Origin of the sequence: Cupriavidus sp. D39 (genome assembly GCF_026627925.1) — a bacterium.
In the GTDB taxonomy this organism is placed as follows: Bacteria; Pseudomonadota; Gammaproteobacteria; order Burkholderiales; family Burkholderiaceae; genus Cupriavidus; species Cupriavidus ulmosensis.
In genome coordinates, this window is sequence record NZ_JAPNLE010000009.1 from 4,637,493 (window position 1) to 4,649,778 (window position 12,286).

Genomic DNA, 12,286 nt, shown 5'->3' on the forward strand with positions numbered 1-12,286 from the left:
CCTGGCAGCTTGCTTGCTTACTGATTTGTCTTTCCCGACACGACGGCTTCAAGGCTTCATGGCCTCACTACCTCACGATTCCAGGACTCTCATCGTGTTTGCTTCCCTGAAGTGCGCATCCCGGCCGCTGCGCCGCCAATGCCTGCGCAGCGGCCTGCTGCTGGCCTTGCTGGCCTGCGGCGCAAGCCAGGCCTGGGCCCAGCCGGCTGCCGGCGCCACGTGGCGGATGGCCACCGAGTACCCGGCCAGCGCCATGCCGGGCGAAGGGCTGGGCACCTTCGCCGACGAGGTCAAGGCGCGCACCGCAGGCGCAATCGAGGTCAAGCCCAGCTTTGACGCCAGCGCGGGCGTCAAGTCCGCGCAGATGCCGGCCGCGGTGAAAGAAGGGCGACTGGAGGGCGGCGACGCCTTCGGCGGCGCGCTGGGTGCGGTCGATCCGCTGTTCCTGCTGTCTTCGCTGCCGTTCGTCGCCACCTCGGTCGACTCAGCCAAGCGCCTTGCCGAACTCGCCCGCGCCGACTACGCGCGCGCCTTCGAGGCGCAGGGGCAGCATCTGCTCTACGTCACGCCGTGGCCGCCCACCGGCTTGTGGTCGCGCAACGCCGTTGCCACGCTGACCGACCTGCGCGCGCTATCGGTGCGCACCTATGACGAGACTTCCACCGAAGTCATGCGCGCTGCCGGCGCGCAGTCGACCAACCTGTCGTTTGCCGACGCGATGCCGCGCCTGAAAGACGGCACGGTCAAGGCGGTGCTGTCGTCCGGCGATGGAGGCGCCGGCCGCAAGCTTTGGGACTACCTGCCCAACTTCACGGCCATCGGCTATGCGATGCCGTTGTCGTTCACCACGGTCAATGCGGCCGCGTATGCGGCCTTGCCGCCCGCTTTGCGTGCCTCGGTGGACGCCGCCGCGCAGGCGACCGAGCAAAAGCAGTGGGCCCGCCTGGGCACCCGCCTGGCAGAGAACGCCGCGCGCATGCGCGCCAACGGCGTGACCATCCAGGACAACCCCGCTCCGGCGGTGCAGCAGGCACTGCGCGATGCCGGCGCGGGCGCGGTGACGGCCTGGCGCGCGCGCGTGGGCAGCGAGCGTGCCGGCGTGCTGGATGCCTTCACGCGCAATGAGCGCGCCGCGCGCTGATTCGCCAGCCGTGGCGGGCTGCGCGGCCCGCCGCGCGCGATGGTCTACACTGTCAGGTTCCTAGGCGCAGCGGGCACGCACCGTGCGCGCCTGACCTGACATAAAGGCCTGAATACCGTGGCGGACACGCTGTTTTCCGAAGCTCCCGATCGTTCCCAACAACCCCTGGCCGAGCGCCTGCGTCCGCGCAATATCGACGAGGTGATCGGCCAGCAACACCTGCTTGGCGCCGGCAAGCCGCTGCGGGTGGCGTTCGCGTCCGGCGAGCCGCATTCCATGATCCTGTGGGGCCCGCCCGGCGTGGGCAAGACCACGCTGGCGCGGCTGATGGCCACGGCCTTCGATGCCGAGTTCATCGCGTTGTCGGCGGTGCTGTCCGGCGTCAAGGACATCCGCGAGGCAGTCGAGCGTGCCGAGCAATACCGGGCCCACGGACGGCGCACGCTGGTGTTCGTGGACGAGGTGCACCGCTTCAACAAGAGCCAGCAGGACGCCTTCCTGCCGCACGTGGAAAGCGGGCTGTTCACCTTTATCGGCGCCACCACCGAGAACCCGTCCTTCGAGGTCAACGGCGCATTGCTGTCGCGCGCCGCGGTGTATGTGCTCAAGAGCCTGGACGACGCGGAACTGACGCAACTGGCGCGGCGCGCCAGCGAAGAGCTGGGTGGCCTGCAGTGGGAGGAAGAGGCGCTGCTGCTGATCGTGGCCTCGGCCGATGGCGATGGCCGCAAGCTGCTCAACAATATCGAGATCGTGGCGCGCGCCGCGCGCAGTGCCAACGCGCCGGTCATCGACAACGCGTTGCTCGGCAGCGCCTTGTCGGAGAACCTGCGCCGCTTCGACAAGGGCGGCGACGCGTTCTACGATCAGATCAGCGCGCTGCACAAGTCCGTGCGCGGCTCCGATCCCGATGCCACGCTGTACTGGTTCTGCCGCATGATCGACGGCGGCGCCGATCCGCGCTACCTGGCGCGGCGCATCGTGCGCATGGCGTGGGAGGACATCGGCCTGGCCGATCCGCGTGCCGCCCGCATCACGTTGGATGCCGCCGAGACCTACGAACGGCTGGGCTCGCCCGAAGGCGAGCTCGCGCTGGCGCAAGCCTTGATCTACCTGGCCGTGGCGCCCAAGTCCAATGCCGGCTACAACGCCTACAACACCGCGCGTGCCTTCGTGGCCAAGGACAAGTCGCGGGGCGTGCCGGTGCACCTGCGCAATGCGCCGACCAAGCTGATGAAAGAACTCGGCTACGGCCACGCCTACCGCTACGCGCACGACGAGCCCGAAGCCTATGCCGCCGGCGAGCACTACTTCCCCGACGACCTCAAGCGCCCGGGCTGGTACAAGCCCACGCCGCGCGGGCTGGAAGGCAAGATCGGCGACAAGCTGCGCCACCTGCGAGATCTTGACGCGCAATGGCGCCGGCAGCAGGGCAAAGGCAGGGGCAGGGACGACGACGGTGGCGACGGCGGCGGGGCGCAATAGCGCGCATCGCCCTTGCCCGGCGGCGTGTCCTCGCGAGCAGCGGGCGATCCGCCAGCCTGTTCTCCAGCCGGCGCAACGGTGTCAGCCCCGGCCAGTACAGTAAAATGCCGGATCCGCCAGCATGTCGCTGGCCAATGCACCTGCCCTCACACGCAACATGCTAGACATCCAGCTGTTCCGCAAAGACATCGACGCCGTGGCGCAACGCCTTGCCACGCGCGGATTCCAACTCGACGTAGCGGCCTTCCAGGCACTCGAAGCCGAGCGCAAGCAACTGCAGACCCGGACCGAGGAACTGCAGGCGCGCCGCAACAGCCTCTCCAAGCAGATCGGCATGCTCAAGGGCAAGGGCGAGGACGCCTCCGCGGTGATGGCCGAAGTCGGCGGCATCGGCGATGCCCTCAAGGCATCGGCCGCGCGCCTGGACGAAATCCAGGCGCAGCTCGCCGATATCCTGGAGGCCATCCCCAACCTGCCGCACGAAAGTGTGCCGGTGGGCCGGGACGAGACCGGCAACGTGGAAGTGCGCCGCGTCGGCACGCCCCGCAGCTTCGACTTCGAGGTCAAGGACCATGTCGACGTGGGCGAGCGCCTCGGGCTGGATTTCGATACCGCGAGCAAGGTCACGGGCTCGCGCTTCGCCATGCTGCGCGGTGGCATCGCACGCATGCACCGCGCGCTGGTGCAGCTGATGCTGGACACCCACACGATCGAGCACGGCTACACCGAGATGTACGTGCCCTACATCGTCAATGCCGCATCGATGCGCGGCACCGGCCAGCTGCCCAAGTTCGAAGAAGACCTGTTCAAGGTGCCGCGCAAGGTCGGCAGTGAAGAGGGCGAGCGCATCGAGAACTTCTACCTTATCCCCACGGCCGAGGTACCGCTGACCAACATCGTGCGCGACGCCATCGTGGCCGGCGACAAGCTGCCGCTGCGTTTCGTTGCCCACACGCCTTGCTTCCGCTCGGAAGCCGGCTCCTACGGCCGCGACACGCGCGGCATGATTCGCCAGCACCAATTCGACAAGGTCGAGCTCGTGCAGGTGGTGCAGCCCGAGCACTCGTTCGATGCGCTGGAGCAGCTCACCGGCCACGCCGAAGCTATCCTGAAGAAGCTCGACCTGCCGTTCCGCACCGTGGTGCTGTGCACCGGCGACATGGGCTTTGGCAGCACCAAGACCTATGACCTCGAAGTGTGGATCCCCGCGCAGGGCACCTACCGCGAGATCAGCTCCTGCTCGAACATGGGCGACTTCCAGGCCCGCCGCATGCAGGCCCGCTTCCGTGCCGGCCAAGGCAAGCCGGAACTGCTGCATACGCTCAACGGCTCCGGCCTGGCGGTTGGCCGCACGCTGGTGGCGATCCTGGAGAACTACCAGAACGCGGATGGTTCTCTGACGGTGCCGGCCGCATTGCAGCCGTACCTGGGCGGCCTGGCGCGCCTTGAGCCCGAGGCGTAATTTTTCACGCGAGGGGCTTGCGGGGCAAACAAGATTTCCTCTATAATCTTGTTCTTCGCGACAAGCGACCCAGTTACCGGAGAGGTGGCAGAGTGGTCGAATGTACCTGACTCGAAATCAGGCGTAGGTGCGAGCCTACCGTGGGTTCGAATCCCACCCTCTCCGCCAGCAGTACCCAAAGCCTCACGATTCCTCACAGAGTCGTGGGGCTTTTGCTTTGGGGGTACGGCCTCGCGTTGCCGGCACTATATTGGTTAAGTGGCAACCGCCACGTCGACCAGAATGGAGGTAAGGCATGAGCCGGAACGCTCACTCCAATTCGAAGCGGCCATCCCCGAATATCCGCATAGAGAAACGGCACAGCAAGGAGAGCGAGGTGCAGGAGGTTTCTCAGAAGGACCCGAAGATGGCTGAGCCTGGCGCGATGCGTCAGCGCACGCATCGCAAGTAATTTAGCCAACCCGCAGTCAACCACGCAGTCAACCCTGCGCACCCGCGCGGGGCCCGCAACCGGCCCCGCGCAGTCAATGCACTATCATGACGCTGCTCCGATTTGAACAGCCGCTCATGACACAGTCTTCTTACCAGCCTTCCCCGCACGCCTTGCCCGGCGCCGATGCGTCCTCCGACTATCTGCATGGCATGCCCTTTCGCCACTACAAGGGCGGTGCCTATGCCATCGTCGGGCTCGGCGTGATCGAGTCGGACCTGTCGCAGGTGGTCGTGTACGAGTCGATGCGGGATCGCTCCCGGTTGTGGGTGCGGCCGCTGGACGTATTCAGCGAAAGCGTGGCCGCGCCGCAGGGCACGCAGCCGCGTTTCGCGCCAGACTGGCCGGCCGCGCTGGCTTGCCTGGACTGGTTGCCGCGCGCGACCGTGCTGCAGGTGCTGGCCTGCTACGACGCGCCTTACCGGCATTACCACGATCGCCGCCATGTGCTGGAGATGTTTGCGCTGGCGCAGGCGCGCGGCATTGTGCTTGCGCCAGCGCAGGCGCTTGCCGTGCTGTTCCACGACGCGGTCTACGTGCCGGGTTGCGAGCATAACGAAGCGGCATCGGCCGGGTTGATCGAAACCATGGTGAGCGGGGTCGATGCGGCGGTGACAGCGCTGGCCGCACGCATCGTGATGGATACGTGCGGGCATCGTGCTTCGGTGCCGGAGTCCGAGGCGGTGCTGGATCTGGACCTGTCTCGGCTGGCCGCACCCGAGGCGGACTTCGACGCCTGGACCGCCGCCGTGTTCGAGGAAAACAAGGCGCTGCTGGCCAATCGCCTGGGCTTGTCCGGAGACGCCTTGTTCGCGGCCTTCATGCAACGCCGCATTGCGTTCCTGCAGGCGATGGCGCAGCGCCCGCGGCTCTTCCTCACCGCGGCATTTGCCGATTGCGAAGCACCGGCACGCGCCAATATCGCGCGCATGGCGGCGGGGGCTGAGCCGATGGTGGCTGCTCCTGTTCAAGCGCTCGCCGCGGTCCAGCCGGCTGGCGCGCCCTGGCTCACACCGGCAACCGCGCTGGGCGTGGTGGGCCTTCTCGCCTTGTTCGCGCTGTTGCTGCTTTGCGTGGTGCGCGGCCTGCTGCTGGTCATCCGCCCGCTGGTGCGCCGGCTCGATGCCGCGCGGCTGCGTGGCCGCGACGCGCTGCGCGTACGCGCCACGAAGCCGTGGCCGCGCGTTGCCAGCCTGCTGGAGCGCGATATCGTCGAGTTGCTCGTGCTGGCGGTGGGCGGAGTGCTGTTGCTGGCGTGCGCTGCCGCCTTGCTGTGGCTGGGTGAATCCATCGCCGAAGGCGCGCCACTGGTGCAGGTGGACCAGGCGGTGTTCGCGCAGCTTCGCGCATGGCAGCAAGGCTGGCTGGATACGGCCATGGTGGCGCTGACCGAGCTGGGTGGCGCGCGGGTATCCGTGGCGGTGGGCGTGGCGGTCTTTGGCTGGCTGGCGTGGCGCCGGGCCTGGGTGGCGGCGGCGTACTGGGTGGGGGCGCTGGTTGGCGCGCGCGCCTGCGTGATGGTGCTCAAGCTCGCCCTTGAGCGCAGCCGGCCGGCCAGCATCTACGGCGGCCTGGAGTCGTTCTCGTTTCCCAGCGGCCACGCCACCAGCAGCATGGTGACCTACGGCTTCCTGGCTTTCCTGTTGTGCCTGCGCCAGCCGTGGCGGGTACGGATGCCGGTGGTCGCGCTGACGGCGGTGGTGGTGACGCTGATCTGCCTGTCGCGGCTCTACCTTGGCATGCACTGGCTGTCCGACGTGCTGGCGGGCTGCGCGCTCGGCTTTGCCTGGATCGTGCTGCTGGGCACCGCGTACGTTACCCTGCATGCGCCGGAGCGCCTGGCGCCGCTGCGCCTGGGCGCGGTCGCCGCCGCGGCGGTGGTGGTGGTCGGGGCCTGGATCGTGGTGTTCCAGTTGCCCACCACGGTCGAGCGCTATCGCCGCGCGCTTACGGCTGGAACGGCTCCGCCGGCGGCAGCCGCGAGACCAGCAACTGATCGATCTTGTGATGGTCGATGTCCAGCACCTCAAAGCGGAATCCCGCGGCCTCGATCGCTTCCGATTTCTTCGGGATCCGCTTGAGCGTGTAGATGACGAGCCCGGCGGCGGTGTCGACGTAGTCTTCGCCGGGCAGCTCATCGAGCTCCAGCGCCTTCTTCAGGTCCACCAGCGGCGTCACGCCGTCGACCAGCCACGAACTCTCGTCGCGCCGCACGATCTGCTCGTCTTCGGTGGAGTAGATGATGTTGCCCATCAGCGCGCCAACGATATCGTCCAGCGTGACGATGCCCACCACCAGTCCATACTCGTTCATCACTACCGCAAAATTCTGGTGCATCTCGCGAAAGCGCGTGAGCGATTCGGTGAGCGTCAGCGTGTCCGGGATCACCAGCACGTTCTTGTCGTGGTGCTTGCCGATATTGCCGATGTTGCCGATCACGCCGGTGGAATCGTCGGCGAGGAACATCTGCAGGATGTCCTTCGAATCGATATAGCCCAGCACGTCGTCGAGGTTATGCCCGCACACCGGATACTGCGCTTGCGGATAGTTGACCAGCTTGCGCCGCAGGCTGTCGGCGGACTCGTCCAGGCCGATGTAGACCACATCGTCGCGCGGGGTCATCACCGCGGTGACGTTCTTCGCGTCCAGCTCGAACACGTTCTCGATCAGGTGGATCTCGTGCTTGTGCAGCACGCCGGCCTCCGCCCCGGCATCGACCATGGCGGCGATGTCTTCCGTGGTGATCTGGTCGATGTGCTTGGTGGGCACGCCGAACACGTGCAGGGTGGCGTTGGCGGCGCCGTTGAACACATAGACCAGCGGCTTGAAGATCTTGATGAGCGTGAGCATCGGCCCGATCACCACCAGCGCGCAGGCCTCTGGAAACGTCATGGCGATGCGCTTGGGGATCAGGTCGGCGAACTGGATGAAGAGCAGGGTGACGATCAGGAAAGAGCCGACATTGGCGATGCGCTGGGTAGTGACCACGTCCAGGTAGGGCAGCAGCGCCGTCTGCAGCAGGTCGGAGACATGCTTCTCGCCGACGATACCGGCCAGGATGGCCACGCTGTTGACGCCGATCTGCACGATGGTGAAGAAGTTGCCCGGCTCCTCCTTGAGCAGCATGATCTTGGTGGCGCGGCGGTCGCCACGCTCCGACAGCACCTGCAGCTTGGTGCGGCGCGATGCGGTCAGCGCGATCTCGGAAATCGAGAAGAAGGCGCTGATCAGGATAAGGAGAAGCAGGATAAGGGCGAACATAGGTTTTGGGGGGCACCGTTCAGGCGCTTTGATGATGGTGCACGGTGCACGGTACTGTCAAATTCTGCAAAGGGCCGGGGCAGGGCAGCCCGCTTCATTTAGGGGCATGCTCGAAGCTGACCGCCGGCGCCTCCAGCCGCTGCGGCAGCGCAGCAGCCAGCGCTATTGCGGCGGCGGCAAACTGCTCGCGCATATCGTCGGCCAGGCTGGAGCTGCCGCGGTGGCTGGCGCGCAGCAGCTGGATCTCGAAAGGCAACGCGGGCTTGACCTCATGCAGCGACACACGCTCCGGGTTTGCGCCCAGCGCGGTGTACTGGTCTAGCAAGGTGAGGCCCAGGCCGGCATCGACCAGGGCCAGCGCCAGCGAATAGGTCTGGACTTCCAGCGTCGAGCGCGGCTCGAGCGCATTGCGCGCCAGGGTCTGGCGCACCAGCAGCCCGAGCGAGCTGTTGTCGTCGTAGGCGATGAAAGGGCGCGCCACCAGCCGGTGCATTGGCACGTCGGCCCGCCGGCCGCGGGCCGCCAGCGGCTCGCCGCGCGGCACCGCCAGCAGCATCTGGCCGCCAGCTACCGGTTCGCTGATGATGGCTTCGTGGCGCGGTGGCGAGAAGGCGAAGCCCAGGTCGATCTGGTTGGCCAGCAAGCCTTGCACGATCTCGCCGGTGTGGTGGGTCAGTACCTGCACCTGGGTGTCGGGATGGCGCGCGCAAAAGCGGCGTGCGGCTGGCACCAGCAGCGGATTGGCCAGGCTCGGCGTGGCCGCCACGCGCAGGCGGCCGGCGCCTTTGTGGCGCAGGCTTTCGGAAACGCGGCGCACCCGCTCGATCTCGCCATATAGCCGCTCGACATCGCCATACAGCGCGTTGGCCTCGGGCGTGGCCTGCAGCCTGCCTTTTACCCGGTCGAACAAACGGAAGCCGAGCGTGGCCTCGGCATGCTGCAGCACGCGGGTGACGACCGGCTGGGAGACGTGCAGCAGCCGCGCGGCCTCGCTGACGGTGCCGGTCAGCATCACCGCCCGGAAGACTTCGATCTGACGCAATCGCATGTTGCAAGGGAGGGCGCCCTGGAATAGCGGCATCCATAGCCTAAAGACATATTCTTGCACGTATTGGCATTGGGCAAGCCGGGCTCTCGTGGACTACCCTCTGTGGATCGGATCAAAGAGGCGGGTGATGAAGGTTGTGATCGTAGGGGCGGGCGTGATCGGGATGAGCGCGGCGTGGCGGCTGGCAGGCGACGGGCACGAGGTGACCGTGCTGGAGCGGCGCGATGGCCCGGGCGAGGAAACCAGCTTCGCCAACGGCGGGCAGCTCAGCTATAGCTATGTGGCGCCGCTCGCCGGGCCGGGCGTGCTGGCCAAGGTGCCCGGGTGGCTGCTGCGCGCCGATTCGCCGATGCGCTTCCGGCCATCGGTGGACCCGGCACAGTGGCGCTGGCTGGTTGCGTTTGCACGGGCTTGCAATGCCTCCGCCAGCGAGGCCACCACGCGCAAGCTGCTGCGCCTGGCCTTCTACTCCCGCGACCTGATGCAGGCTTTCGTCGACAGCCAGCCGGTGGAGTTCGGCTTTGCCCGGCGCGGCAAGCTGATTGTGCACCGCGATGCGGGCAGCTTCGATGCCGCGTGCCGCCTGCTCGATTACCAGGCCAGCCTGGGCTGCGAGCAGCAGGCGCTGGACAGCGATGCCTGCGTGGCGCTGGAGCCGGCGCTGGCCGGCATCCGCGGCGAGATTGCCGGGGCCATTCACACGCCGAGCGAGGAAGTGGCCGATTGCCATCGCTTCTGCCTGGCGCTGGCACAGTTGCTGCAAGACCGTCCCGGCGTAGCGCTGCGTTTCGGCACCGGCGTGCTGGGTATCGAGCGCGCAGGCGAGCGCGTGACCGGCGTGCGCACCGCTGCCGGCATCGAGCGGGCGGACGCGGTGGTGGTGGCAGGCGGCATCGGCAGCGTGGCGCTGCTCAAGCCGCTGGGGCTGCGGGCGCCGCTGTGGCCGCTCAAGGGCTACAGCATCACGGTGCCGATCCGCGATGGCGAGCGTGCGCCGCACATCAGCATCACGGATTTCGCGCGCAAGATCGTCTATGCCCGCATCGGCAACACCTTGCGTGTGGCGGGCATGGCCGACCTGGTGCGCGGGGACACCATCATCGACCGTGCCCGCATCGCCACGCTGGCCTTTGAGACCCGCGCGCTGTTCGGCGACATGGCGCCGGGCATGGAGCCGGAGCAGTTGCAGCCCTGGGCGGGCCTGCGCCCGGCCACGCCGACCGGCCTGCCGATGGTGGGGCCCACGAGCCTGCGCGGCCTGTGGCTCAATATCGGCCACGGCGCGCTTGGCTTCACGCTGGCCATGGGCAGCGCGGGCTTGCTGGCCGATGGCCTGGCCGGGCGCAAGCCGGCCATCGATGAAAGGGATTTTGCCGCGGCGCTGGCTTGATGGGCAGCGTTCCGGGGCAGTTTTTTCGTTTGCATTACCGCTGAGAAATACCGCTTCACGACCAAGCAGGACTTCGAGCCATTCCCATCCAAGGAGAAAACGATATGAAATCGCACGTCCGTTCCCACCGATTCTCCCGTTGCCTGCTGGCGGTTGCCATGCTGGCTGGCGCCGCCGGCGCCGTTCACGACGCCAATGCTGCAGACGGCGATACGCTGCGCAAGATCAAGGACACCGGCGTGATCTCGCTGGGCTATCGCGAGTCCTCCATCCCGTTCTCCTATACCAACGGACGCGATGTGATGGGCTACTCGCACGAGATCCTGCTGCAGATCGTCGACAAGGTGAAGGCGCAACTGCAGTTGGCCAAGCTCGAGGTCAAGCTGGTGCCCATCACCTCGCAGAATCGCATTTCGCTGATGCAGAACGGCACCATCGACATCGAGTGCGGCACCACCACCAACAACCTGGAGCGGCAGAAGCAGGTAGCGTTTTCCAACAGCCTGTTTGTCTACGGGCTGCGCATGCTGACCAAGAAGGATTCGGGCGTGAAAGACTTCCCCGATCTCAAGGACCGCAATGTGGTGACCACCGCGGGCACCACGGACGAGCGCCTGCTGGTCAAGATGAATGGCGAAAAGGCCATGAACATGAACCTGATCAGCGCCAAGGACCACGGGCAGTCCTTCCTGATCCTGGAGACGGGCCGCGCGGTGGCCTTTGTCATGGACGAGCCGCTGCTCTACGGCGAGCTGACCAAGGCCAAGAGCGCCAATGACTGGACCGTGGTGGGCACGCCGCTGCAGACCGAGAACTACGCCTGCATGTTCCGCAAGGACGATCCGTCCTTCAAGGCGCTGGCCGACGGCGTGATCGCCGACCTGATGACCAGCGGCCGTGCCGAGCAGTTGTACAAGAAGTGGTTCCAGTCGCCGATCCCGCCGCGCAACATCAACCTGAACTATCCGCTGTCAGCCGACATGAAGGATCTTTACGCCCACCCGAACGACAAGGCGTTCCAGTAAGCAGGGCGGCGCAGGGCCCGGCAGGGCAGGGCGAATCGTTATTGCTGTTCGACAGGAAATTGCGCTAGGCTAAAAGCCGGCCTGCGCTCTTGGCGGGCCAACGCTTGCCGGACCGATGCGGACGCCGTCCGCGTCGGCTGTGCTGACTGGAGAACATATGCGATCGCTTCGTACTGGCTGTCTCAACGCCCTGTTCGCCGTTTCGCTGCTGGCGGCCGGCGCTGCCGCGCAGGCCGCGGACCTGCTCGATACCGTAAAGCAGGCCGGCGCGCTCAAGATCGGGCTGGAAGGTACCTATCCGCCGTTCAACTACCGCGGCAGCAACAACCAGCTGGAAGGCTTCGATGTGGATGTGGCGAAGGGCGTGGCGGCCAAGCTGGGCGTCAAGCCGGAGTTTGTCACCACCGAATGGAGCGGCATCATTGCCGGGCTGCAGGCTGGCAAGTTCGACGTGATCGTCAACCAGGTCGCGGTGACGCCGCAGCGCAAGCAGGTGCTGGATTTCTCCACGCCTTACGTGTATTCGGCGGCGCAACTGATCCAGCGCAAGGATGACAACCGGCAGTTCAAGTCCCTCGAGGACCTGAAAGGCAAGAAGCTGGGCGTGAGCCTGGGCAGCAACTACAACGAGCTGGCCAAGTCTGTGCCCGGCATCGACGTCAAGACCTATCCGGGCGCGCCCGAATACCTGCGCGACCTGGCAGCCCAGCGCGTGGATGCCGCGCTCAACGACCGCCTGATGATCAGTTACCTGATCAAGATGTCCAACCTGCCACTGCGGCCCGGCGCGATCGTCGAAGGCGGCAACTCGGAGGTGGCGATTCCCTTCCGCAAGGACAACCCGAAGTTCGCACAGGCCATCGACCGGGCACTGGACGAGATGCGCAAGGACGGCAGCCTCGGCAAGCTGTCGGTGAAGTGGTTTGGCGGTGACGTGACCAAGCCCGCCAAGTAAGCGCGGGCGCGTTCCCGCCAGGGCTTCCC

General features: G+C 66.5%; 8 protein-coding genes, 1 tRNA gene and 1 pseudogene. 8 read left to right on the plus strand and 2 right to left on the minus strand.

Translation table 11 applies throughout. From position 1 onward, the window contains the following. Positions 1 to 127: 127 nt before the first annotated feature. The 5 genes and pseudogenes from OMK73_RS33685 to OMK73_RS33705 all read left to right on the plus strand — a co-directional run. Positions 128 to 1,141 (plus strand): TRAP transporter substrate-binding protein, encoded by a 1,014-nt coding sequence (locus tag OMK73_RS33685; protein WP_267606610.1) that lies wholly within the window; start codon positions 128 to 130, stop codon positions 1,139 to 1,141. A 117-nt stretch (positions 1,142 to 1,258) separates the two neighbouring features. Then, complete coding sequence (locus tag OMK73_RS33690) at positions 1,259 to 2,626, plus strand: replication-associated recombination protein A (RefSeq protein ID WP_267605831.1); 1,368 nt, start codon at positions 1,259 to 1,261, stop codon at positions 2,624 to 2,626. Positions 2,627 to 2,783: 157 nt separating this feature from the next. After that, the gene (gene serS, locus OMK73_RS33695; RefSeq protein WP_267605832.1) at positions 2,784 to 4,088 is read left to right on the plus strand and encodes a serine--tRNA ligase; all 1,305 of its coding nucleotides are present in this window, start codon (positions 2,784 to 2,786) and stop codon (positions 4,086 to 4,088) included. Between the two features lie 78 nt (positions 4,089 to 4,166). After that, positions 4,167 to 4,256 (plus strand) — tRNA-Ser (locus tag OMK73_RS33700). A 474-nt stretch (positions 4,257 to 4,730) separates the two neighbouring features. Continuing rightward, positions 4,731 to 6,368: pseudogene (locus OMK73_RS33705) on the plus strand (DUF1653 domain-containing protein); the annotation flags it as partial. A 157-nt stretch (positions 6,369 to 6,525) separates the two neighbouring features. Here OMK73_RS33705 and OMK73_RS33710 read toward each other — a convergent pair. Both OMK73_RS33710 and OMK73_RS33715 read right to left on the minus strand, forming a co-directional pair. Beyond that, the gene (locus tag OMK73_RS33710; protein WP_267605833.1) at positions 6,526 to 7,839 is read right to left on the minus strand and encodes a hemolysin family protein; all 1,314 of its coding nucleotides are present in this window, start codon (positions 7,837 to 7,839) and stop codon (positions 6,526 to 6,528) included. A gap of 94 nt (positions 7,840 to 7,933) precedes the next feature. After that, on the minus strand, positions 7,934 to 8,887 hold the full coding sequence (locus tag OMK73_RS33715; RefSeq protein WP_267605834.1) for a LysR family transcriptional regulator: 954 nt from the start codon (positions 8,885 to 8,887) through the stop codon (positions 7,934 to 7,936). 127 nt (positions 8,888 to 9,014) lie between these two features. Here OMK73_RS33715 and OMK73_RS33720 point away from each other — a divergent pair, with 127 nt between their 5' ends. The 3 genes from OMK73_RS33720 to OMK73_RS33730 all read left to right on the plus strand — a co-directional run bounded on the left by OMK73_RS33720 (position 9,015) and on the right by OMK73_RS33730 (position 12,257). Beyond that, a complete protein-coding gene (locus OMK73_RS33720; protein WP_267605835.1) occupies positions 9,015 to 10,277 on the plus strand; it encodes a D-amino acid dehydrogenase in 1,263 nt (420 codons plus the stop codon). Between the two features lie 104 nt (positions 10,278 to 10,381). Beyond that, on the plus strand, positions 10,382 to 11,302 hold the full coding sequence (locus OMK73_RS33725; RefSeq protein ID WP_267605836.1) for a glutamate/aspartate ABC transporter substrate-binding protein: 921 nt from the start codon (positions 10,382 to 10,384) through the stop codon (positions 11,300 to 11,302). Between the two features lie 157 nt (positions 11,303 to 11,459). Then, positions 11,460 to 12,257 (plus strand): transporter substrate-binding domain-containing protein, encoded by a 798-nt coding sequence (locus OMK73_RS33730; protein WP_267605837.1) that lies wholly within the window; start codon positions 11,460 to 11,462, stop codon positions 12,255 to 12,257. Positions 12,258 to 12,286: the final 29 nt, after the last annotated feature.

Bases quoted from the DNA above. Each gene is read 5' to 3' on its own strand.
- OMK73_RS33730 (WP_267605837.1), top strand. From the start codon at position 11,460: ATGCGATCGCTTCGTACTGGCTGTCTCAACGCCCTGTTCGCCGTTTCG.
- serS (WP_267605832.1), top strand. From the start codon at position 2,784: ATGCTAGACATCCAGCTGTTCCGCAAAGACATCGACGCCGTGGCGCAA.
- OMK73_RS33725 (WP_267605836.1), top strand. From the start codon at position 10,382: ATGAAATCGCACGTCCGTTCCCACCGATTCTCCCGTTGCCTGCTGGCG.
- OMK73_RS33715 (WP_267605834.1), bottom strand. From the start codon at position 8,887: ATGCGATTGCGTCAGATCGAAGTCTTCCGGGCGGTGATGCTGACCGGC.
- OMK73_RS33710 (WP_267605833.1), bottom strand. From the start codon at position 7,839: ATGTTCGCCCTTATCCTGCTTCTCCTTATCCTGATCAGCGCCTTCTTC.
- OMK73_RS33720 (WP_267605835.1), top strand. From the start codon at position 9,015: ATGAAGGTTGTGATCGTAGGGGCGGGCGTGATCGGGATGAGCGCGGCG.